General features: G+C 31.5%; 21 protein-coding genes. 2 read left to right on the top strand and 19 right to left on the bottom strand.

Features of this window, described 5'->3' with window-relative positions:
* Window positions 1-19 precede the first annotated feature (19 nt).
* Entirely contained in the window at window positions 20-661 is a 642-nt protein-coding gene (locus K9M53_RS06170) for a Crp/Fnr family transcriptional regulator (RefSeq protein WP_224018751.1), read from the bottom strand.
* A 183-nt stretch (window positions 662-844) separates the two neighbouring features.
* On the opposite strand from K9M53_RS06170, the gene K9M53_RS06165 reads away from it, so the two are divergent.
* On the top strand, window positions 845-1,039 hold the full coding sequence (locus K9M53_RS06165; RefSeq protein WP_224018750.1) for a hypothetical protein: 195 nt from the start codon (window positions 845-847) through the stop codon (window positions 1,037-1,039).
* 80 nt (window positions 1,040-1,119) lie between these two features.
* Here K9M53_RS06165 and K9M53_RS06160 read toward each other — a convergent pair whose 3' ends face one another.
* From K9M53_RS06160 to K9M53_RS06080, 17 genes are all read right to left on the bottom strand, one after another.
* Entirely contained in the window at window positions 1,120-2,031 is a 912-nt protein-coding gene (locus K9M53_RS06160) for a class I SAM-dependent methyltransferase (RefSeq protein WP_224018749.1), read from the bottom strand.
* Between the two features lie 70 nt (window positions 2,032-2,101).
* A complete protein-coding gene (locus K9M53_RS06155; RefSeq protein ID WP_224018748.1) occupies window positions 2,102-2,449 on the bottom strand; it encodes a hypothetical protein in 348 nt (115 codons plus the stop codon).
* Between the two features lie 410 nt (window positions 2,450-2,859).
* Window positions 2,860-3,411, bottom strand: a complete 552-nt coding sequence (locus tag K9M53_RS06150; RefSeq protein ID WP_224018747.1) for a transposase — start codon at window positions 3,409-3,411, stop codon at window positions 2,860-2,862.
* Between the two features lie 601 nt (window positions 3,412-4,012).
* Window positions 4,013-4,405, bottom strand: coding sequence for a lysozyme inhibitor LprI family protein (locus K9M53_RS06145; RefSeq protein ID WP_224018746.1), 393 nt, complete (start codon window positions 4,403-4,405; stop codon window positions 4,013-4,015).
* Window positions 4,406-4,412: 7 nt separating this feature from the next.
* The gene (locus K9M53_RS06140) at window positions 4,413-5,513 is read right to left on the bottom strand and encodes a glycosyl hydrolase 108 family protein (RefSeq protein ID WP_224018745.1); all 1,101 of its coding nucleotides are present in this window, start codon (window positions 5,511-5,513) and stop codon (window positions 4,413-4,415) included.
* The gene (locus K9M53_RS06135) at window positions 5,503-6,054 is read right to left on the bottom strand and encodes a transposase (RefSeq protein WP_224018744.1); all 552 of its coding nucleotides are present in this window, start codon (window positions 6,052-6,054) and stop codon (window positions 5,503-5,505) included. The genes K9M53_RS06140 and K9M53_RS06135 overlap by 11 nt, the downstream gene beginning before the upstream one ends.
* Window positions 6,055-6,365: 311 nt before the next feature.
* The gene (locus K9M53_RS06130; RefSeq protein WP_224018743.1) at window positions 6,366-6,779 is read right to left on the bottom strand and encodes a DUF4279 domain-containing protein; all 414 of its coding nucleotides are present in this window, start codon (window positions 6,777-6,779) and stop codon (window positions 6,366-6,368) included.
* A gap of 6 nt (window positions 6,780-6,785) precedes the next feature.
* Entirely contained in the window at window positions 6,786-7,043 is a 258-nt protein-coding gene (locus K9M53_RS06125; RefSeq protein WP_224018742.1) for a hypothetical protein, read from the bottom strand.
* Window positions 7,044-7,221: 178 nt separating this feature from the next.
* Window positions 7,222-8,085: a hypothetical protein gene (locus tag K9M53_RS06120; protein WP_224018741.1), complete on the bottom strand. Its 864-nt coding sequence runs from the start codon at window positions 8,083-8,085 to the stop codon at window positions 7,222-7,224.
* Window positions 8,086-8,338: 253 nt separating this feature from the next.
* Window positions 8,339-8,746, bottom strand: a complete 408-nt coding sequence (locus tag K9M53_RS06115) for a hypothetical protein (protein WP_224018740.1) — start codon at window positions 8,744-8,746, stop codon at window positions 8,339-8,341.
* Window positions 8,747-8,760: 14 nt separating this feature from the next.
* On the bottom strand, window positions 8,761-9,051 hold the full coding sequence (locus K9M53_RS06110; RefSeq protein ID WP_224018739.1) for a hypothetical protein: 291 nt from the start codon (window positions 9,049-9,051) through the stop codon (window positions 8,761-8,763).
* Entirely contained in the window at window positions 9,048-9,356 is a 309-nt protein-coding gene (locus K9M53_RS06105) for a hypothetical protein (RefSeq protein ID WP_224018738.1), read from the bottom strand. Before K9M53_RS06105 ends, K9M53_RS06110 begins: the two co-directional genes overlap by 4 nt.
* 749 nt (window positions 9,357-10,105) lie before the next feature.
* On the bottom strand, window positions 10,106-10,582 hold the full coding sequence (locus tag K9M53_RS06100; protein ID WP_224018737.1) for a hypothetical protein: 477 nt from the start codon (window positions 10,580-10,582) through the stop codon (window positions 10,106-10,108).
* A gap of 134 nt (window positions 10,583-10,716) precedes the next feature.
* Window positions 10,717-11,295: a hypothetical protein gene (locus K9M53_RS06095; RefSeq protein WP_224018736.1), complete on the bottom strand. Its 579-nt coding sequence runs from the start codon at window positions 11,293-11,295 to the stop codon at window positions 10,717-10,719.
* A 15-nt stretch (window positions 11,296-11,310) separates the two neighbouring features.
* A complete protein-coding gene (locus K9M53_RS06090) occupies window positions 11,311-15,840 on the bottom strand; it encodes a hypothetical protein (protein WP_224018735.1) in 4,530 nt (1,509 codons plus the stop codon).
* A 12-nt stretch (window positions 15,841-15,852) separates the two neighbouring features.
* Window positions 15,853-21,354, bottom strand: coding sequence for a coiled-coil domain-containing protein (locus K9M53_RS06085; protein WP_224018734.1), 5,502 nt, complete (start codon window positions 21,352-21,354; stop codon window positions 15,853-15,855).
* A gap of 45 nt (window positions 21,355-21,399) precedes the next feature.
* On the bottom strand, window positions 21,400-22,752 hold the full coding sequence (locus tag K9M53_RS06080; RefSeq protein WP_224018733.1) for a CHAP domain-containing protein: 1,353 nt from the start codon (window positions 22,750-22,752) through the stop codon (window positions 21,400-21,402).
* Between the two features lie 786 nt (window positions 22,753-23,538).
* On the opposite strand from K9M53_RS06080, the gene K9M53_RS06075 reads away from it, so the two are divergent.
* A complete protein-coding gene (locus K9M53_RS06075; RefSeq protein WP_224018732.1) occupies window positions 23,539-23,922 on the top strand; it encodes a recombination protein NinG in 384 nt (127 codons plus the stop codon).
* 41 nt (window positions 23,923-23,963) lie between these two features.
* Here K9M53_RS06075 and K9M53_RS06070 read toward each other — a convergent pair whose 3' ends face one another.
* Window positions 23,964-24,803: a hypothetical protein gene (locus K9M53_RS06070; RefSeq protein ID WP_224018731.1), complete on the bottom strand. Its 840-nt coding sequence runs from the start codon at window positions 24,801-24,803 to the stop codon at window positions 23,964-23,966.
* Window position 24,804: the final 1 nt, after the last annotated feature.

The raw sequence follows: 24,804 nt of genomic DNA, 5'->3' as shown, positions 1-24,804 counted from the left end.
TAAAGATGAAATAATTTTCTTAGAAACTACTTTTATTTCTATAACCGCTCCTCACCCTGCTCAGCGTTTCCAATGTCATGTTAAGGTAAGAGGCAATATATTTTAAAGGAACCCTGTTGGACAGTTCTTCTTTTGTTTCAACAAAATGCTTGTATTTTTCCGAAGCTCTTGTAAGTCGGCTGATATAAGCTCTTTTATCTGCATCAATATAATATTGCTCCAAAATAATTCTGCCGACATAATTTAATTCGGGGAATTTATTATACAGGTATTGTAAAGTATTATAGTCTATTGCAGACAACTCACAATCTTCCACAGCTGCAATATTTTCAACAGCCACCGTTTGATTATAAAAGCTTTCAATAGATGTTATCAGGCTATGTTCATCTACAATCCATGTTGTAATTTCTTTTTTCCCTTGTTGTATATATGCTCTTAGAATTCCTGCATTGATCAGGAATAAATAAGAACACTTTTGTCCTGCTTTTAATAATTGCTGATTCTTTTTTAGTTTTAAGGTGTAACAATTCTGATCAATATACTGACAAGCTTCCGCAGACAGATCAGGATAAAAAGAACGTAAAAACTTTGTATGAGGAGAAGCGCCATGTTTCAGCTCATATGGCCGTAATAAAGAGAGGTAAGTCGAATCCTGTTTCATCCGATAATTTAACTTAAATATCAATTACAAAGATTTTTCTTTCAAAATTCGTTCCCGATTTTCAAAAAAATTGACTTATCTCAAATTTACCCGGTATTTATTCCCAATAACCGTGAATGAATACGTACTTGCTTTCGTTTAAATTTTTAATGCTTCAGCATTTTTTCCAACAACGTAGTATATATGCTAGACGATATAGTACGTGTATCAGTCAAACTGGTGTCGCTTACTCAAACACTAAGAATTTGTACTGCGGCATCTAGTCTTCGCAAGAAATCATTGAGAATTGGGAAACGATTTTCAAAAAGTTTGATCTTCGATAAGATAATAAAGGCTTTTACAACGGATATGGGTGATTGGGAATGCTTAGGCAAGTAAATAAAAATATGCAGAATTGCGAAGAAGGTTGAAAGCCTTTTAGAACAAGCAGCTTATAAACACAATTGTTTACCCGGAATTTACCCCATCTTAAAAACAGCCAACATATTTCTCCCTTCTATCCACGGAGAAAAACAACGTACTAAAAATTTGTAAACAGGACGTGGCACCAAAAACATTAAAGCGCCAATGATGTTTTTCTGTTCTTTATAATGTCTTGCCTGTGCCAGATACCATTCTTTGTAATCTTTTAATTTTTCTACTTTGATTGTTATTTTTTGCAGGTTAAAATGCAATCCTGTTTTTTCCATTGAACTCTTATTCCAAAGACCGGCATGATGAGGAGGAAGATTTAACGTATGATAGATATCGTGCCTATAGATAAAGGGGTTACTATTGGGTACACCTATAATAATTTTTCCACCCGGTTTTAAACACCGCTTAGCCGATTCAAAATAATCTTTTACGTCTGCAATATGCTCTAATACCTGGAAGGAACAAACCACGTCGTACTTTCCTGTATTTTTAAAAGAATGTTCCCGTAGCAATTCATTAGAAACATTAAATCCTTTCTGTTTTGCTAAAGCAACAGCATCATTGTTCAATTCTATACCGGTGCAATTTGCACCTTTATTTTTAACCAGGTGCATAAAGCAGCCGGTAGCACAACCGACTTCTAATACGCTATCACCTGCATTTATATAATTAATGGCAAGTTGGTATTCTTCTTTTTGCTCAGGGTAATAATTTTTATTTAAAGAATGGATGTCTTCGTAAAATGCGCCATCTCCAAAAATATCAGAAGGATAATAATAGGCATAACCTGTTTGACTGCAGGTTCGTATTTCTATCTCTGTATTTTCTTTAAAATAATTAGCGACATTAATGTTTATCCTTTTATACGCATCAACGATTTTTTTTACACTAATGTTTCTTACAAAAGCAGAACCTTCGATTCCCGTTATAGGGCTATGGTTTTCTACGTAGGGCATAGGATTAAATTTTTGTACGTTATAATTAAGCGCTAAAACTCACGGCTACTTTTTTTAGCTTATTTCCGTTTTAATGAGCATTCCATATACATAAACCACCGCCTGTATTTTCATGGGCATGTGGCATATCCAGGTTATACCGGAACAAGTTGGATACCACATCACTTATTTTCTTTATTACAAAGTCGTTTGCTTCCAACCCGGAGTCAGTATCTTTTTTAACCGTCAGGTGATAATTGTATTCTTCCTTATGGCTGTAATTGTTATGCTCTAAAATTATCTCAACGCCAAACATAGAGCTGGAATATACTTTAGGCTTTTCACCGGAATATTTTATTGTAACACCTAATGTGCTGAATATTTTTTGAGCTACATTTCCAATTTGTTCTGGTACGCTTAAAAAGTAGTGTTCTGTCATATTGTAATGTTTAAAAGTTTATACGTGTTCTGTTACGTAAGTTTAATAACATTTTACAACTCCTGAAACAACTAATAAGATAGATATGATTTTACTACTAATTCTTTTACTGCGGCAATGCAATAAGAAAGAGTACTTAAAGATTCAACTATTTTATTTTTTCTGCAATCGATAAAAAACAATCCGACCTGCCGTAAAACTGTATAAAAAAGCTTAAAGTACCCGCCCTGACTATATTTAAGCTAAATCCTGCTGCCTTTTATTGATAAATTAAATTGACAAATAATTAGTTTTACTGATTATTATATTATTGCAATAACTGCTAAATAGTAAAATTCCTATTCACTATCACTCCATTAATTTAAATAGGAAGTACTCCGCCTTGGTTCGTGGCACACGAAACAACAAAATCATTCTCCATCAAATACTGTAAACAAGTTATGTAAAAATCCAAAATCATCTTGGGCATATTCATAAAATCTTGCCGATGAAAAATGATAATCCAAATAATCTTTCGCCAGTTGCCATTTACCGCTTACAGGATTAGAATGTATATAAGCAAGTTTTTGTTTCGCTACTTTACGACTATAGATTTCTATACTTAAAGAATCTCTTTGCCAAATCTCATGTTTTTTATTGCCTGCTATTACTTCATACAAAAAAGATCGATTTTCTAATTTCAATTGTTTTAAAAAAGTATGAGCCGTATACTTCAATAAACTTCCCTGTGGCGTTTCTTTACCATTCATTTTATCTTGAGACCAAATAAGATGAAAATGATTAGGCATTAGAACAAAACCATAAACGCTAATTAATTTTTCTTCCGATAATTTTTTAAGATAATCTACAATAACACCTTTATTATCATTTTCATCTAATAGAGGGCGCCATTTATGAATGGTTGCTGTGAGAAAATATACATTATTTAATGATGTATAAGACTTGCGTTTTTGAATAACCATCTTATGTTTATCATAAGACGATAAATTTTTCAGAATAGTTGTTTCGTGTGCCACGAACCAAGGCGACGTATAGAGATGTTACATTAGTTCCTGTTTAATCATTTATTGAAATGGAAGCTGTATTTATTGCTGCACTTGCTGCATGCTATTTTCTGGGGTAAGCAGAGAAACAGCGAAGCTGTGATGCTTACACAGAGAGAATTTCCTTTATGGGATGCCGTAGGCATAAGCATTGCTATGTGAAAGGAAATTTGAACGCAGAAAATAGTGGGCAGGTGCAGCACCAAGTGGAGGAACTTGCCTGACTGTGTTTACACAGGCAGAGAGGCAAGTGGAATGAAGATTTACTGTAGGGTGGCTAAAACTATGACAAATATTGTAGTATGGATTTGTGCAGGGCTATTTGGCGTAGTTTTTAGTAAGTGGTTGTAAATACTTCATACCGCTTTTCCTGTTGGAATTAAGGCTTATAATACTGTTTAATAACGTTGTTGATTACACTATTTTGCTGCTCTTTTATGTTGTTACTTTTATACTGAGTACAAACTCAGTATAGCCTCACTTCTTTCGGTTACAGACTACGGATAGCTGGGGGAATGTATTATTTTAAAAGACTTATTAAATACTCCAGTCTTTTTCTAACAACCCAAGTTTTTTTGCTAATTAAAAGTGCTTTACAAATATCAGGGTCTGTATTGCAATCATTGCTGTTTTCAATTTCTTTAAATTGTTTATTACGTATAGTTAACCATTTTATTTGACTCTCTTTTATTTTTTCAAACTCTTTGGCGCTTCTTTTGATTTTTAATTTTCGATATGTAGCATTAAGAATACTATCCATTTGGGCATAATGCAAATTTTCACAAGCAACGAAATTTGTCGTTGTATCTGCACATTGTTGGGCATTACTATCTAACTTATTTAAATCTCCTAATGTTTGACAAAAACAATTTGTTGATATTAAGCAAAAAAATATTACAATAATTTTTTTCATTTTTTATTTATTGAGTATACTGAATTCGGGTGATTCTATCATTAAGTGATTTTTTCCACTTTAAAAGAGTGTTCTCATTAATTTCTGCGTCACTTGCATTCGGATGTTTTTTCTTGTAGCTGGCGACATTTTTGGGTATTACAACAGTGTTCATGTAATTAAGCCTAGTTTGCTGAACCAAATCAAACAATTGTTTACTATCCACCTTGTTAAGTAAAGTTACTTCTTCTTTTCTAAGTTTACCATCTACTGTAATCCCTCCTCCAAATGTTGCATTATATGCTTTCTCTACTTCATTAATGCCATTACCTGATTGGACTGAAAAATCATAAATTGCATTAGCAACACTTTGGTTATTAAATTCATCCCCGTTTATTTTGTTCCAATAATGCTTTTGAAATATTATTGAAGCTTGCTCTGGAGTAAGCTTTTTCAAATTATCTATCGTTGGTTCAACTCCTAAATCAGGTTGAGCCCATTTCTTGAAATTACTGAATATAATACCTCGATTAGTAGCCCCACCTGGGTCTTGTTTTTTGAATGACCATCCTCCTTCATTCTTACTTGTTATAGCATTTGCAATCTTAAAATCAGCTTTTGAATTAGTTCCAGAGGGTGTTGTTGGAGCACTGCTTTGATTATTAGTAACTGGTTTTTTATGAATTATAACAGTGACAGGTTCTAATTTTATACTATTATCTCCTCTATCCGCAGCTTTTTGTGCTTCATCTTGATTTTTATAAGGCCCATAAACTGTCCCATTTGCTGGACCATCTTTAACTTTCCATTCTTCTAATCCATCTAAATCTATTGCCTGTATTGGACTATTCCCCGCGAATTGATATGGTGTATACCAAGGATATTTTTCCGTCAATGGGTCAACACTTAAAAACCTACCCAACCCTGGATTATAAATCCTAAATCCATAATCATAATTATTTCCATCCATATCAGGGTCTTTTTCCTTTCCATTAAATCCATACCTATATTCCCTCCCATTACTATAACTCCTTCCCGGCATACTCATTCCAAATGGATAGTAATCGTTTGCAGTAACTACATCTCCGCCTTGGTTCGTGGCACACGAAACAACAAAATCATTCTCCATCAAATACTGTAAACAAGTTATGTAAAAATCCAAAATCATCTTGGGCATATTCATAAAATCTTGCCGATGAAAAATGATAATCCAAATAATCTTTCGCCAGTTGCCATTTACCGCTTACAGGATTAGAATGTATATAAGCAAGTTTTTGTTTCGCTACTTTACGACTATAGATTTCTATACTTAAAGAATCTCTTTGCCAAATCTCATGTTTTTTATTGCCTGATATTACTTCATACAAAAAAGATCGATTTTCTAATTTCAATTGTTTTAAAAAAGTATGAGCCGTATACTTCAATAAACTTCCCTGTGGCGTTTCTTTACCATTCATTTTATCTTGAGACCAAATAAGATGAAAATGATTAGGCATTAGAACAAAACCATAAACGCTAATTAATTTTTCTTCCGATAATTTTTTAAGATAATCTACAATAACACCTTTATTATCATTTTCATCTAATAGAGGGCGCCATTTATGAATGGTTGCTGTGAGAAAATATACATTATTTAATGATGTATAAGACTTGCGTTTTTGAATAACCATCTTATGTTTATCATAAGACGATAAATTTTTCAGAATAGTTGTTTCGTGTGCCACGAACCAAGGCGAAGGGTGGCTAAAACTATGACAAATACTGTAGCGTAGATTTTGTGCAGGGCTATTTGGCGTAGTTTTTAGTAAGTGGCTGTAAATACTTCATACCGCTTTTCCTGCTGAAATTAGGGATTATAAGCCTGTTTACTAACGCTATTGCTTACACTATTTATTGCTCTTTATACTAAATTACAAACTCAGTATAGCTCTCACTTTTTATAATTACATACTACGACTAGCGGGAAAATTCATGATACTATCTATTCATAATATATATCAAAATCCAATTCTAACCCTAAGTCAGCTAAAGATTCTATAATAAATCTATTCAAAGACATTGAAGGAGTCTTAAAGTCTTTAATGTGCAATACTAAAGATATATATGTTTCAAAGCCTATATGATATTTAATTTTATTTAAAGAATCTTTATAAGGAATTAATTTAGTTAATAATGGCATTAAGCCTTCTTTAATATCTGTAATTTCAATTTCCGGAACTTCAAAAGCCCAACAACTACTTTTATTAGGTCTACCTTTATCGACACCATTAACTATCATTTGGTCACCTTTTTGCCTTATACTAGTAGCTTCAATAGGTAACATCTCTTTAATAATATCAATTCTAGGTTCTTCACTAAAAGAATTAATATACAGAATTGTTCTAAGTTTTGCCATTATTGTTTATTTAGTAAATTCACGTGTCTTTACAATTTTCCCGTCAGATAGTCTGCGCAGAAATATTTCACCCGTTTTTTTATTGTGCATCATATTCCAATCAGAACCTTTTCCACTTGGTTTATTTTGCTCTTTAAAGTCATGAGCATTATCATATCCTGCTTCTTGAGCAACTTTATCTGCCTCGCTATTTGATCTTAATTCTTTTCCTGCCTCGCTAGGTGAAACTGCATCAGAATAGTTGTTTCGTGTGCCACGAACCAAGGCGAAGATAATATGGATTTAAGCAAATCTTTATAGGAAAAAAACGCGTTAAAGGAAAAGTGGTTGGGAAGAAATGTAAGTAGAACTTCTTTTAAGTTTGTTACTTTTATCCTGAGTTATAAACTCAGAATAGCCTCACTTTTTTCGGTTGAAGACTAAGGATAGCAGGGGAAGAAAGCTATATTCCATTGATTACTTTAGCAAGCCATTGTTCGAAAATCTTCATGTAGTGAACTGTTAATTCTAAAGATAAAAAAATGAAAGTATTAAAATTTTTAATTTTCTCTTCATGATTGCTAATTATATATTTATTAGAGAGGTTGTCGTGATAAATATGAGGCTCATCGTTTAATCTCCTCACACTAATAATTTGATGATTCTCATTTATTAAAAATTTATTATAATAAGAATAAAATTGATGAAAGGAATAACTAGGCATAAACAATAAATTTAGCACATCTGTATTTTCAATAACAATAGAAAATCCAGTATTATTTTCCACATAAAACTCTGGGAAAATATAATTTTCTATTAAAGAATTGGAAGATATTTTTCTTGGTGATAAAACAAAAGAGAATTTTTCATTTATCTTCTTTTTAAATTTCTTTTTGCTACAATCATAATCTGAAAAAAAATTTAAAAACAAATCATCCAGCTTTTTTTTAAAATTATCAAAGTCAATAAAAAAATATTCTGTTGGAAAGTTACTTATTGCTTCGATTTCAGAATTATATATCCTTTTATCGAAAAAATAATATAAATTTTCAATGGGGAATTTTGACAATATTTCAAAATTCAAATTTTGATCTTCTATTTTCTGAATTCCATTAATTAAGGGATCATAAGGAAGAGGCACGTTAAAATCCCAATCGTAAAAACTGAAAATTTTTTTGTCTTGTTTAATCAATTTTTTTATTGAATATCCATTTAAAAAAACCTCATTGAAAGCCTCTGCATGTGGCAAATTTTCATCAAAATCTTTTACAAGCATATCTATGTATGCATGTATATTATCTTCTATTAATTGATTAAACTCAACCATCTCCAATTTTTTGTATTTATTTATTCTATAGCAGAGAACTTGCCTGACTGTGTTTACACAGGTAGAGAGGCAAGTGGAATGAAGATTTACTGTAGGGTGGCTAAAACTATGACAAATACTGTAGCGTGGATTTGTGCAGGGCTATTTGGCGTAGTTTTTAGTAAGTGGCTGTAAATACTTCATATCGCTTTACCTGCTGGAATCAGCCTACATGAATTACTTAATATTACCACCTCCTTGATACATTATTAAATTATCTATCTTGAATATTAATTTCAATTTCTTTACTGTTAATCAAATGAATATCTTTTTCTGACATAATTTTTAAAATCGCATCTTTGGAAAGAGGTCCCAAAATTCCATCACTTTGGAGTTGCTTCGGATTATCCTTATACAATTGTTTGTTAATTAAATAAAAAGTGTCTCTAATGATATTTTTATCATGATAATAACATTGGGCTAAAATGTAATTATCATTCCATTTTACCAAATGACAAATGCTATTTAAAATTCCAGTATCATTATAGAATATATCGCTGGTTTTTTTTGTGTTATTATAATATCCAAAATTAAAACCATTACCTAAATCATAAAATGTTCCACTCTCAAAACAACCAGTAAGGAATATAAAACTTAATACTATTACATTTTTTATTTTCATATTTTATAAATTAATTATTCCCATCTTGTTAATCCTGTTTTTGCATAACCTTTTGAAGTCCTGTTTCTCTTTTCTGTATCGTAATATTTATCATCAATTGGCTCTGTCCATATATATTTTTGATACGTGTTTGAATAAAAATTAGTAGCATCCGAGTTATTTACCCTATCATGTCCTGCCGCTGCTCTATAAAGAAAAGAGGTAGTCGATTTAGAATCTGATATAACGAAAATAAGGGATTTACCATCACTACTTACAAAAACGTCTCCTGAAAAAGCCCCAACAAATTGTGGAGCTGCTTTCATATCTTCACTCCAAGGCTTAGGTTATACCGGAACAAGTTGGATACCACATCACTTATTTTCTTTATTACAAAGTCGTTTGCTTCCAACCGGGAGTCAGTATCTTTTTTAACCGTCAGGTGATAATTGTATTCTTCCTTATGGCTGTAATTGTTATGCTCTAAAATTATCTCAACGCCAAACATAGAGCTGGAATATACTTTAGGCTTTTCACCGGAATATTTTATTGTAACACCTAATGTGCTGAATATTTTTTGAGCTACATTTCCAATTTGTTCTGGTACGCTTAAAAAGTAGTGTTCTGTCATATTGTAATGTTTAAAAGTTTATACGTGTTCTGTTACGTAAGTTTAATAACATTTTACAACTCCTGAAACAACTAATAAGATAGATATGATTTTACTACTAATTCTTTTACTGCGGCAATGCAATAAGAAAGAGTACTTAAAGATTCAACTATTTTATTTTTTCTGCAACCGATAAAAAAATAATCCGACCTGCCGTAAAACAGTATAAAAAAGCTTAAAGTACCCGCCCTGACTATATTTAAGCTAAATCCTGCTGCCTTTTATTGATAAATTAAATTGACAAATAATTAGTTTTACTGATTATTATATTATTGCAATAACTGCTAAATAGTAAAATTCCTATTCACTATAACTCCATTAATTTAAATAGGAAGTAAATTTCGGCTTTATGAAAAGGAAAGCAACGTCGATAAAGGAAAAGTGGTTGAGAAGAAATGTAAGCAGAACTTCTTTTAGGTTTGTTACTTTTATCTGAGTTATAAACTCAGGGTAGCCTCACCTTTTTCCGTTGAAGACTAAGGATAGCAAAGGAATGAAGATTTACCGAAGGGTGGTTAAACCATGACAAATACTGTAGCGTGGATTTGCGCAGGGCTATTTGGCGTAGTTTTTAGTAAGTGGCTGTAAATACTTTATACCGCTATTCCTGCTGGAATTATGGATTATATAAAATCAATAATACATATAATGACTACCTTATAAAATTTAGCTGTAAATCAGTGTATTGTTTTTCTGTTTTGTCTCACCAACTACTTTGATACATTACCATCCCTATCTTTTAATAATAAATATTTTTTTAGACTGGCTTTCATCTTTAAGTATTCTACGTTAAAAAGAAATATCATAATAATATAAACGACAAAAACAACAAATACTCCGCTTATACTATGAGATTTTATAAAAGAAAAAATAGCCAACCCAATTACCAATAAAATAAAAATTGTAAAGCCCCAGAGTGGTCGAATAGTCATCCTAATTACGGTACCATTTTCATCTGCTTTTATGTTACCGCGAACTACAGGTATAAAAGAATTTCTTCCCCTAAAAACTGGCCTGATATCAAAGCTTTGATTACTTACTCTACCTACATAAGACATGGATGATTTAATATAATTACCAAACCAAAAACCTGAGTAAGGCTCAGTTTTTTCATTCAATATTTTAATTATTGTATTGATATCTAATTCAGAATATGAAATTATCTTTTTATATGGTAGGAGAATCATTTTATTGTTTTTATTATTCAAAATTAATTTCTATTTTATTGCGACCTGTTACGCATGTACATTAAGCAAATGATTTTGACAATCAAACAATCCTAAATAATCAACACTCTCAATTACAAAAAATAGCATATAAATTAAAATCTCATTTTTATAGAAAAAAAACCTGTCTGATCGGGATTATACATTAAATCAGGGCTTTCTAATTTAATATCATTTACACTACATGCATTCTCTTTTACACGCACAACTTGAGTTTTATGTACCATCCCTATAACATTGCAGGTGAATTTATCTACAAGCACCAAAAATTCTACCGTACTACCGGCGGGTATTGACCCTATATACTTCACCTTCGTTTCGTTCCATTTTACAGATAGTGAAGCATCAATATCATGCGAGCATTTGATTGCGGCCCACTGATTAAGCGCATCGAGAATAAGATTAGCAGCCTCCATTGGTGAATTATTAATGTCTGTTACCGGGGGTACATATTTACTACTTACCACACTTTCAATATAGGGGTCAGGGTCATTACCGGAATTCACTTTCTGTATCATATTGTTTTTTTTAGGCGGTTGGCTAACATTGGAATTGCAGGCAAAAAAAAGACATCCTATAACAACCAATAAGCCGAATGTTTTACCATAATCAAAAGCATTTAATCTTAAGTTTGATGCGAATTTTTTCGAAATAAATTTGCGTTTAGTTGACATAATTTAATATTTAAATTAGGAAATAATATCTTCAAAAAGGTCGATACGAACGATCCGCCTGTTTTTATCTTCAAGTATATTTGTTTCTCTTATTATATTAATTACAGAATCACTAGATATCCTATTTTCGATCTCTAATACTACAAGCCTATAATCGCCCCTTTCTGCTTTATAGTTAATTACCTGGGTGTTTGATATGTTAAGCTTTACAAAAGGTAAAAATTCTTTCACACCGTTTTGCAATGTGTAATCAGTCCATTTTATTTCTTTAGAAGACTTATGTTCTAAAAAGGCATAAAACTCGGTTTCTAAATTTTTCTGATCGATAAGAGATGATCTATCACAATTCAAATTAACACTTACAGAATCTTTTGAATGTTCAACATAAATTGTTCTTGATCCCATAATATAAACAAACCCCGATTTCTGAATTTCGGAAAAACGACAATCTTTTGAAACTTCATTTGAAGTTCCCCCTTCGTTATAATCAAAGGAATGTTCCTGGTAATTTACCATTGCGAATTGTAAAAATGGGTTATGCATTTCCTTCCCATTTTCTTCATTAATATCCAACTCAACATCTAAATACCATTTATTTAATGCTTTATCTAACTTAGGAACATAGGTCATTATACCTAACTCTTCAACATATTGAGGTGTAAAACTTTCTAAATCACCTGATTTATTGCCGTCGTCGTCTTCCAGGTCGTAAGGATCATGAATTACAAAATTTGATTTTTGCAATAGCACTGCTTTATTTCTATATAATCCATCGTAAGGTTTTACCGAATCTGTAACAATATCTTTACCTACTACCGAGACAAGGTTGTTCTTTACAAAATAGTCATTGTATTTACTTGCTGTCTCATTCAAAACAAAACCGATTCTTTCTCCTTTTCCAGATGTTAACCTTCCTCTTTCGAAATAAAAGCGTAAACGGTTCAAAGAAGATTTTCTCATTATCTTATTTCCATCCTGATGATCTTCAATTACCGATACCAAAATAATATTCCGCTCTGCTAATTGTGGCTTAGCGGGTTTTCTATTATTTAATATCTTAACAAGAAATGCTTCTGAAGATGTTTTATTAAAATAATCTTTATGATTTTCTGAATTTCTTACCACTTCTTTTGATACATCCATGGTTCCCCAGGTTTCTGGAAAATAGGAGGTGAATTTTGATTTGTTTTTTATCCAAAACCATTTTTCAATAAACTTAGTTTCTCTTACGTCGTAACATACTTTTATTTCTGTAGTGTAATTCGTGGAATTGTTTGAGTCATTGCCAACTTTATTCAATGAATTTTCCATCAAGGAAAGATTTTCGGGAGAAAAGGAAATATCAGTTTCTAAAATAGCGTCGGAATTTTCTTCGTCGTCTATAATAAAATGTGCTTTATCTATTTTATTAACAGGTTCATTGGGTGTCCAGCTATTATTTTCAGCTATTAAATTATTAGGATCATCAACAAACTGTTCCCATTTAGCATACAGTTCAATTTTTCCGGTAGGCACAGTTTCTTGAATATACCTGGCTATATTATCTTCAGTTTCATACATATCCAGTTGTTCAATATTGATCGTATTTATTAGTGTCAGGAAGGTTTTTCCTATTTCTTTTTTAGTAAAAAGAGTATTATTGAATTTTGGAACAACTAAAGGGCGCTGAGTGGCATGGACTATACTAAACTCTAAAGGTGGCGTTAGCAGGTCGTTATTTCCGTACTTTGTAAAATCATTATAATTTCCGTAGGTTTCAAGTTGACTTTCGTAAACATCATCTAGTATTGTTCTTGCTGTAATGAACAATTCTAATCCTTTATCTACAGCAATAAAAATTTTTTCATTTTCTACCATTAGCAATTCCTCTTCAATGTCTTTTATAATAATTCTCCATGCATTTATTTTAGGATACTTGCCAGAGAAATAATATTCATTTTCTTCATACTTCCCGTAATCCTTTGCCTTTTTTGTTCTGTTCTTATCAAGAAAGAATTCCAACCTGAATCCTTTACTTAACGGATCTGGTAAGTAGTTTATAATTTCATCGTGCTCCCAACTGTCGGGTATGTACCACTTATTTTCATCAGGATAAAAATCTTTCATCCTGGTAGATCCTTTTATTGCCTCTTCAGTAGTATATTTTTCCTTAGTATTACTTCCATCCGCATTTTTCTTAAAGTCATTTTCAATAACCGGAAAATGATATTTTAAATACCAATTGTATGATTCTTCTCCATCCATTTCAAATATCTTATTATGCCAGAATGCATGCTCAAAAGAAATTGCCGGCGGCAAAATATACCGAACTGATCTTTGATGTGTTTTATAAGTTCTATCATTATCTTCATTATAATTTCGAATAACCAAATGGTATAACGATTCACCTTCCCGTCCCTTCACCGCCCTTTTTCTCTCTATTTTTTCATCTTCTTTTTCTTCTATATAATCTTCCAGCAATTGATCCTGCAAAAAAAACTGAATTGGCTTAACAGGTTCATTTCTTTTAAAAGTAAAGCTGACTGAGAAGTTGTCATGCTTATTAAAAATATCAGAGTAGCCTAATTGATAATGCTTTTTATTAGCACTATTTTTAAGTGCTATTGAATTAAAGCTGATCCCCCATCCATTTTTATATTCTGGTACTTTGCAAATACCATAGCTATTGCCTAATAATAACTTTACGTTTTTATCGTAGGAGTATCCTATGGTTATATTCTTATTTTTTAATTCAATTTCTTCCTCATTCACTTTTTTGTTAAGCTCAATATTGTGCCCGTTATTTGATATACTTCCATGATACCTAACTCCACTTGGAAAATAGTCTTCTTTAAAAATCTTCATAAAAAAGCGACTAACAACATCCACTGATTCAGAGACTGCCCCTTCTAATTGGCTGGATTGAAAATTAGTTTCGTCTTCTTTATTTGAAAAAACACTTGGCATTCCAATATTTTCGCCACCCCATGTAAGAATGGCTGTATCTACCAACACAGTGGGAGCAATTTTATTATTGCTATCCTGTACCAAAGCATGTATCCCGGTATCAGTATGAATTGAGAACTCTTGGGTTTTGAAAACATCCGGAATAGAAATTGAATTTGAATCAATATCTTCAACAATAACCTTCCTGTTTCCTAATGAGCTTATTTCTATATTTTCACTTTCATTCGTTCCAAACCGGAACCCTCTAATAATATCTTTTTCAAATAAACCGGAATCAGTATCATTAAAAGCTAATGCTCCTTCTGAAAGACTGAGTTTTAAATTATCCTTTTGAAGAGCATTATTTATTTCTTCGTCCACCTTAAAATTATACAAATTCATCCCCCTGGTGAGTGCCATTGTATCCAGTGTAATAAATTCTTTGTAGTATTTGTACCTGTCAGATTCATTTTTAGTATCATCAAACTTTTTTTGCAAGTTTTCCAACTTACTCTTTAAAGTATCTAAACTTTTTAGTTTTGCTCCAATGTCATAATTAGCAGTCGAAAAATTTTCCGTAAGCCAGGGTTCTTTAAAAGTATTACTGTAGGTATCCGTCAATTTATTTTTCCTACTCATTAAAATAATTTCTTTTAATGAGTTGTCTTGATTTTGCTGTATGCATCCATATTCCATCCAGGAAACCAGGTATTGCCAATTTAACAAAGACTTTCCATCTATAGTAAGCAGGTTGTCGAACTCATTTTTCTTGCTTAATCTAATAGAAAATTCTTTATTTGATATTCTATTTTGGATTTTCTCTATGTTAACGATAGACCTTAAAACATCAGTTGATATTTCAAAATCTATTGTGGTATTAAAAAGTCTCTGTAAAATCGGGTTAGATGAAATAAAAGAGAAAACATTCATAATATTATCAGGCGTGCTGTATATTTTTAAGGTATCCCCGTCTAAACCAAAAATTCTTTTTGAAATATAGTTGTTCGTATGCTCAAAATTCTGTTTGCTATATTCATGTATGCCTGCAATTAAAGATTTAGTTTTTTCAATTGAGTCCTCTAATACACTAGCTGAAGCGGCAATTCTTTCCATTGCCTCGTTAAATGGACTTGAACTTACTTTTATATCCTGGTTCATTTTTACCAGATCAGAGAAAACTACATTAGGTTTTTTCTCAGTTATAAGTGGCATTACTTTTTGAATAATTCCGACATTACTCATAACATTTCTGGCTTCTATTGATGCACTGGTATTTGATAAATAGTTTGTAAGGTTTGTAGCTTCATCGTCAGGCAAAAATAATTTCCAGTAAACTTCAGGATCATTGAAGTAATCTTGAAAGCAAGGAACTACTTCTAAATCCGGTTCGTTATTAATTAAAATATAAAAACCCTTCCTTATTTTTTTTACAACATCTGCATAGTGCAGAAAAAATTTTTGAAGATTGTATGGATTCGGAAATGTATGATCTGTCCCATTATCAGGATAGTTGGACAATAAATCCAGGCAAAGCGAAAAACGAAAGGCAGTTCCATCTTCATTTAAACCAAAGGGAAGTACACTTGTAAGTATAACAGGGTTTACAACTTGGTCTGGCATAATCTAATTATTTTAATTATAAGATTGTAAATAATCTAACCACTCCTTTTTAGACAATGGTATTACCGTCCTTTTAATAGTATTTTGAGATCTATTCAGAGAATCAGTAGAATCCATATTTACCAATCCGCGTCTTTTATCTACAGGAAGCAGCATAGCAGCATGACTAACTAATTGTGCATTTTGTTGATTACCGTCCGACGCATCATTTCCGGGTGTGGCTCCTGCAATTTTTTTGTAATATGATGCTTGAAAAGATAATTTAAAGAAACAACCCAACTTGATCTCGTACGAAACTGTGCAACGCCCTTCAACATAATTGTTTTGACTTTTTATGCCCATATAAAAACGAGCATTGATCATAACAAACCATAATTGTACTCTCCCTTCACATAAAAAGTATCCTTCGATAGTTATTCCAGTATCGTCTTTTTTATAATAAAGTCCAACAACAAGCTTTACTTCTCCCCTCAAAGGACCAAGTGATAATCCGAAATATCCCCCAAATTCAAATCCTATTTCTATCTCTGTAATTCCTCTTTTTGGTTCAGCTATTAAACCAAAAAAACCAAACCCTGCATAAATACCTACAGCCATTCCAAACTTGTCATCTTTTCTTGCCAATGAAAAGCCTAATTGTAATGGTTTATTATCAAAATACAGCCAGAAATCAAAATTTAAAGTGAGATTAAAGAAATTAAAGCCCGGAGTTTTAATACTGGGGATGGGTAATGTGTACCCAATATTTACATTAGTGGGTTGAATTTTAAGTCTAAATGCATCGCCCATGAGCGACTGTAGCCAACTTTCAAAAGCTTGTACAAATGACAGTGCGCCGGCAAACTGAACGTCCCTGATCTTTACTTCAAACTTTGGCTTTTGATTTGTGCCTGCTGAAAAACTAACTTCATTAAAGTTAATTATCATTGACCTAAATAAGCTTAACCCAAAATTGTTCAGCTTATTTTCTGCAAGCGTTTCTACTTTGCTTACTACTAATGGAAATTTATTGGGCTGAAAGTAGATTACATTTTTAACGTTAACTGAAAATGTAGTTTTAGGATTATCTGAAGCTAAAAAAGCTACTATGCCAAAATCAGCATTTTTTATAGATGCAGTTTGCCAATTGAAGTTGACTTCTTTTTTAGTTAAAGCCGCAAGTTTGTTATAAAGGTCTTTTGCTTCAGCCAGATCATTTATGAGCTCTACTTTTGAAGGATCGTTTAATATTTGATCATTTAGATAAGTGATAAATTTTTGAACTTGTTCAATTACGTTTTTAGCTGCTGTATCTATAAACTTGTTTAACTTATTTTCATATTCCGTTTGGCGGTCTCTAAGATCTTTTTTAAAGCCAACAAGTTCACCCTTCACTTTGTCTTCAATACTTTTCTCTTTCTCTTTTATTTTGTTAAAAACTTCATTTGCCTGTACTATTTGAGGATAAAATATTGAGCTTAAATATTCAGTTATTTCATTTTGATGCAACGCTACTTTATCATTAATAAGTTTTAAAAAATTACCTTTCGACGACCCATTAGAATTTTCAGCATCTAAAAAAAGCTTATAATCGTTAGCGCACTTTGTTTGCAGATCAGTCCAGGCTTTTTGAACTGTATCCCGGAGAGTATTTAAATTATTATTATTGATTATTGCTGTTATATCTAAAACTGCGTCCCCTAGTTTATCTTTTTTGCTTCCTACTTTACTTTGAAGTGCATTGTAATCTTTTTTAAGAGTTTCATATTTATCTATCCAATAAAATAGTTCGCTGCCAAGAACCAGGTCATAAATATTATCAAGCTTGGCAAGCTGCACTGAAATCTGTCTTTCATATTGATAAATTATTTTTGATTGGGTATTTTTAAGATCGCTTAAAAGTGTTTTTATAGCGTTACGCTTTTTTTGTTTAACGTCTAAAACATCGTTATAGATTTTTAAGGATTTTTGAAGATCGTCATACACTGTATTATATTGATCAATCGATATTTTATTTAAGATCAAAGCTGCCTTGCTATCAATTTCCTGTTGAGCAGCTTCTTTGTATGAATTGTAAATATCGATCAATGAAGAGTTTCCTTCCTTGATTATTTTTGTAATCTCTTGCTTTATATCATCATATTTTTTAAAATTTCCTTTATTATCAAAGACAAGGTCTTTGTATTTTTTTATATCTGCATTTTCCCCATTGCCATCAAATAAAAAAGACACAAATGAGGTTACAATGTTTATGGCCTTTTTATCTTCATCTACTCCTTTACCCAAATCAATCAAAAGCTGATCAGTAAAAAAAGCATATATCTGGTTTCTATTTCTTGGGTTGGTGAGAGCAGTGTCTTTTAAATCGGGATCTATAGGATCGTAATCAGTGATTGCTTTTAATAGCTTTTCTATACTTTTTATTACCTGCGTTATAACAAAATCAATAGCTTTATCAACATCAATTGATATTTGGTTAATGATATCATTGTAGCCGTTTGCAAAATAATTTTTATACTCTTCAACTTTATTATTGATCAAATTCTGTATATCTGAAAATTGAAACTGATCATTGAGTTGATCTTTTAGCAGTTTAATTTCGTTTTCCGCATCATTGATCTTTTTTACAGTATCATCAATTTCCGCTTTTAAATTTTCTATTTCTTGTTTTGCAGCATTGATACTTTCCTGGAATTTGTTATTATAATCCTGAATCTTTTTTAAGATTGGTAAACTGTCTAATTGCCCCTCGATCTGGCCGGCAACATTCTTTATATCATTTACAGGCGCTTCGTATTCTGGGAATACTTCTTTTAAAATATCCAAAAGACTAATCCCTTTAAATATTTCGGGTGCTTGCCTTAATAAATCACCAGGGTTAAATCTTTCTATTTTATCTAAAGAGTCTGAAGCATTTTTATATTTTTCATTAATCTTTTTGCCTACTGAAATACTTTGTTTTACAAGTCCGATACATTGTATATCGAAATCAGGATTTATTAAACCTCCGATCTTATCACCCGCTCCCGAAAAGGCCTGCTTGATCTTAGTATATGCTCCGGTTAATGTTGTTTGTTCCCATTTTTTTGTTTCCCCATTAAAATGTAAAACATCTTCCGCATCACGAATAAATTTTTCTGTGTGATTAAAAATCAATCTTGCTTTATTATAAATCGATGGTTTGCCGTTTTCATTGACTATTATACTACAGTCTGGTGGCGGTTTTCTTACGAAGCCCTGGTAGCCATACTTAACAAAATCCTCATTGTATTCGATAATAGAGACCAAAGGTTGATCTGAATAACTTTGAATGTTATCGATATATAGTTGAGCCCTTTTTACTTGTGGATATAATGGAAAAATCCGTTCATTAAAAACTGAACTTACATTAACTATCTTACCGCTATCCTTTACCTTTTTATTAGCAGCATCGTATTCTAATGTCTCTCCAGAGGATTCTAAACATAAACTGAAATAGTATTCTACAAAATCTGTTTTAGCTACATTGGACTTATTTTGCAATTGCTCTTGATTGTTATTAGATTGGTATGCTGGAATAAAATCTTTTGTAAAAGCAATTTCAGAATTTATAAAATTAATTTGACGCCTGATCAAAGGCTGATCAAAAAACAGTTTTTTAAAAATTTCGGTTGCAAAAACACTCTTACCTGTTTCAATAATATCTTTCCGGATAAAAAGAAATGAGCTTGAAAATTTGATTTCCTTATTATTCCAATCATACCCGGTAAAATCCATAAAACAATCTTTATGAATACCGTCTTCTTCTATTTCTAATACCCCCCAAAAAGCCTGGGCACAATCAGAAAGAGGATAAGCGCAGGCTTCCGGTAAATCTGTTTTTATTGGTTTACTTACTGTGCTTGTAGAAACTACTTTTTGAAACATCCATCTTTTATAATGTGTATTCCAGTTTTCCGGTAATTCATTCAAACCCCAGATTTCCCGATCATCCCAAACATCATTTTCCTTAATTGAATTATCATTGCCATCATAAATATCATCATAACTATGAACTATTGTTGAAGGTTTTTTTAAACTTTTTCTTACCTGAATATAATTATAGGGTTCTGACGGGTTGGGGTCGCCAGGAATAAATAAGCCAGGATCAAAATAAACAATCTCTTTTTCTATAATTTCTACATACTCCTTAAACTCCATGTAGGAAATGCCCTGTTCAATTTTTCGTTGGCCTATTTTAACATGCAAAGCCCTTTGCCCTGTACAAGAAATCACTCCAATTCTTGCAACTTTGATATATTCATCTCTACCAAGTGTAATGTGGTGCTCGTATTCCGCAAGGCTTGTTCCGGCAGGAGGAGTGTAATTTTTATAATGAAACTTGGCAATGGCTCCTAAGCCTGTAAATGTTAACCCCTTTGTTTCAATATTCCATTCCGGGCCTTCATTATAAGCATTTTCCCTTCCAAGATTTGATATATACGTTAGTTCTTGTTTATCTATAAATGTGGGGAGAAAATTAAAATTGCTTTTTTCACAGTCTCCTTTTGCTGGTGGACATGGTATTGGTGTGTTATTATCATCTGTACAAATTTCAGTAGAATTTGTAAAGCCGGCAGGTCTTAATGATGGATCATACCTATCCCCAAATGCTTTATTATTTTCAAATTGCTGAAACCACATTTGAGTATTCCAAATTTCCTGAACCGATCGAATGACTTTTCCTTTGGAAGAATTATAAACAAATCTTTTTATCTCAACAGCGGGTTTGGAAAAAACTGTTTTTACCTGTTTTCCTGTATCCTGGCCACTATAAGGAGTTAAAAAAAGTCCTTGAGGTATTTCAAGTAATGTTATTGGAAAATTTTCTTCCCCTACATTAAAAAGTGTTTGGCAGATATGCTTGTAAAAGGCTATTATTTTATCTTCCTCTTTTTCCGTTTTATAGTTATTAATATTATCATCAATTTCTAATGGATTTCCTGATTTTTTAAAATTAGTTAGCCCATTAGCTATTGTATCTGGTGGTATATTAGTATCTCCATTAAACTTATGATATTGGCTCGCAGAAGGTATAATTAACTCGTAGTATTTTTTATTGTTCCAATCAAGCAAAGTGTTTATATCGCTTAATTCAATCCGCCTTTTTTCGTTAATTGAAGTTCCGGGAAACAATGTAAATGCTAAATAGGAAAATCCTGAAATTTTTGAAGTGACGTTTTTGTTTTTATTTAAATAGTTATCATTAAAATCCTTCTCTGATAACAATTCTTCAGAAATATGTTGCTGAGGGATTTTAACGATCATGTAACATTCTAAGCCCGTTTTAAGAACCAATTGTTTCTTATTAATTTTTGCATTGATAAAATAAAAATGAAGATTGGTTAAATTGTTATCAAAAAAATGAAAATCATCATCTTTGAATCCGTTGAATAAGAAACCTTCATCAACCCCAATGCAACCTGCTAAAAAAGTAACAAGTGGCGAAAGCGCAAAAGCAGAGAGAGTAGTATCCGCTACAAATTTACGACGTGATATTTTTGAAGGAATACCCATAATTGATACTTATTTTAGTGGATTTATTTATTCATTAACTAGGTGTCAAACACTAATATCTCCAATTTCAGATACTCGTTTTAAGCCGCCCCATTGTTCAAAAAGATTGGTTGCATTTTCAACAATTTCATTATATGTTCTTGGTTTGTTGTTTCCACTGTTGAGAAAGACTATATAAAAAAAATCTTTTCTATTAGAGCCGCCTGTTTTAGGATTTGCATTAATCCCTAACATTTGTGCAGCCTTGATAGACATCTCTCCAAGTTTATTTTGTGGACCGATCTCTGAGAAAATTGCAGGAATATGGTTTTGAGTCTTTTTGTCAACTACATATGCAAAATCACCAAGTCTGGCCCCATGACCTTTATTTGAAGGAAGTACTATGTACGGTATTTCATTAGCATTAACATAACATCGTTGATCAGTATCCGGAAACTCCTGCCAATTTCCTTGAGCTGTTTGTGATACAAAGAAACTAGGTGCCGGCTCTTCTGCACTCTGAACGATGGGGTTGTTTTCTTTATCAGTTACAATCCCATACCATTGCCATGAGTTTAAATTACTATCGGTGGGAGCATTTTTATATGGAGGTTTTCCCGCATTTGCTAAATAATCAATTCCCATATCTCCTATCTTATATGCATTGGGCGCGCCATCTGCACATATTGCTGCCTTTGACTGAAAAAAAAAGCTATTTTCTTCAGGATAGTAAAAGCTTTGGTATATAAGCTTATTAGGTTTCCTATATTCAAAAAGCGGAAAGCATTCTTTTCTCTGTTTGTTAACCGATAAATAGTTTTTCTCTGTTATTTCACGTTTAAGATCGGGACGAAATTTTGAGAATAAATTTTCTATATTAATTGGATCATGTGATTCATTAGGCAGTGCATCAACCCATGCAAAAATTACTTTATTATTATTTATAAGAGCCTGGCTTGCATTTTCCTGAACAGCATCACCAGTAGTATTATAATTTGAAGCTGAACAATGAATAACTTTTATTGGCTTATGGTATATGTCAACTTCTGTAATTATCCCAATATGCCCTTGATGATTAATCCCATCGATTGAATAATCACCGTAAACTGCGATGCATCCCGGTATTGGATTTGTAATTTGGGTAAGTATACCTGCGGAGTTTTGAGCATCTTTATAAACAGCTGATGTTTCAAACCATCCTCTTCCGTTTTCGCCATTTATTGTTGCATAAAATTGGTTGGCAATATGCCTATTAATTCCCAAACACCACGCAACGAACCCGCTACAATCTAATTGTGTTCCATTGAATTGATCGGGTACTTGATCTGGATTAAAACCACCCTGACCTAGTTTGTAGGTAACGTGTCGACCCAATAAACTTCTTGCTCTATCCAATAGTTGTTTCGCTGTAGAAGGCATACTTCTTAAATTTTATAATGTTATAAATAGTAGGTGCTATCAATTGCTACTACGGTCATTATCATTTAATATGATCAACTCTTAAATTATGGTAAAAGAAATGGGAATCATTATAAGCAATTGATGTTTTGTAACCCTGTTTGACAGAGTTCCTCAAAAAAATATTTTTTCTTATAGGAAGAGAGGGTTATAATCTTTTTAAGGATAAATTAGAATGTGACACAAACTAAAAATTTCAATTTGAAATACCAAGTAGTATTTTTAAGGTGATTTAACTGATTTGGAATAACAAAAAATGTTTGAAATGCAATATGAATATAACTTTATAATAAAAAAGATTATAGAGATAGCTTTAAGTTTAACTGGATTTTTTGTAGTTATAATTGTAATTTAATAGTCAAACTATCATAATATAGTAAAATTACCATTTCTTATCTGGCAGCCAAGGAAATAAATAGGGAAAAAATATTTAATTGAGAAAAATCTTTTTTATTTAATTCTGATGTATAAAATATGCAGAGTCCTAACGTTGTTTCGTTTTAATAACAAAAACAAACACTTTTCTTTTATTATATTTTTTGGTGAAACATTTCGATTTTTTATTTATAACCTGCTCTAAAAAAACAGGATAAATTTATTACTTTCAATAAAAATCACGTTAATAAAAGTAACCTTTATAGTTCCAAAATAAATATTTTAGCAAGAACAATTCTAAATTCCAATAAAGCATTTCAAAAACGTTTTAAAAACGTTTTGTCTGATAGTAGTGAAGCAACTGTATATATTATGGCATTAGTTAGTATCAAATATTTGAAAAATTGCAAGATCTGTGGTGATAAATTTTTTTCAACAAGAAATCATGCAATAACATGTTCTCCAAGATGCAGATTCATCTTATATAAATCAAAGCTAGATATAGAGGATTTTATTAGTCAAATTGATTATAAAATAATTAAAATAAGTAATGAAAAATTAAAACTTAAAGCTGATTATGTAGAAAGCTGTAAAATGAAAGACACAAAGGGAAATATATTTGAGCTAATTGATGGCTTTGTTGATTCTTCAGAAATTATTAAAATATTTATCTTTCGAAATAAAGCATTAAGATATTTGGAAACCTGGTTTGATTACGAAATGGAAGATTTATCAGTTAAATTTTATGCATTTTAGTGAAAACCATTATAACACGTAAATGTGATAAAATATGAACCTCAATTAATGCTTTTCAGAGAAATTCTCACTTTTTTTCCATCGTCTGAATTTAATATTATTGCTCGAGGTTTCGAATTTACCAAAATCAAATCATAAAAAGGATCTGAATCCGAAAAAAAATTGGTATACGTACAATATAAGCACGCACTAGTATTCATAGATGGAAAATAATGGTTGGGAATGATTATTTTCATTTTCCACAGAGAATCCATACTTATTGAATTTAGTAAACATTTACTTGTTTCTACAAAATAATTTCCTTTCTCTTTAACAATAAAATTAGAATTTAAACAATAAGAAAAACCTAATTTTTTTTTAAATAGATTTTTAAAATTCTTTTTTTTAAGCTTTAATTCTAAACTATGTAAACTTCGTTTGCATAACAGTTTTCCACTTGTAGAATAGACAACTATATTATAAGGACTGGCAGCTATTTTAGACAATCCTACAATAATTCCTAAATTTTGTAAATAAATAATATGTGTAAGTGGAATAGTGGGAATATTAAAAGATGACTTATTAGATTCAAAAATTAATCTAGATGATTGATTTAAGCTATCGTTGAATATTTGATCAGCTGTATCGTTAATTAATTTTCTTTCTATTTCTTTTGATGCAATATGATAATGGGTTATTTGGTAATCATAGTTATTAATCTTTATTGTGTCAATGAATAAATCTGGTAGATTTTTTTTCCTTATAATAAAACTATCTCCAATAGGCACAAATGTATCTATAGCGTTTGCACTTGTACCAATAGTTGTACGCCACAAATAAACCTGGCAAAATGACTTATGAATGAACATTAAAAAGAATATCAGTATTGCCATTTTTTTCATA

The organism is Ferruginibacter albus (assembly GCF_020042285.1).
Taxonomy (GTDB): Bacteria; Bacteroidota; Bacteroidia; order Chitinophagales; family Chitinophagaceae; genus Ferruginibacter; species Ferruginibacter albus.
This window is presented reverse-complemented; position numbering and strand designations above follow the sequence as displayed.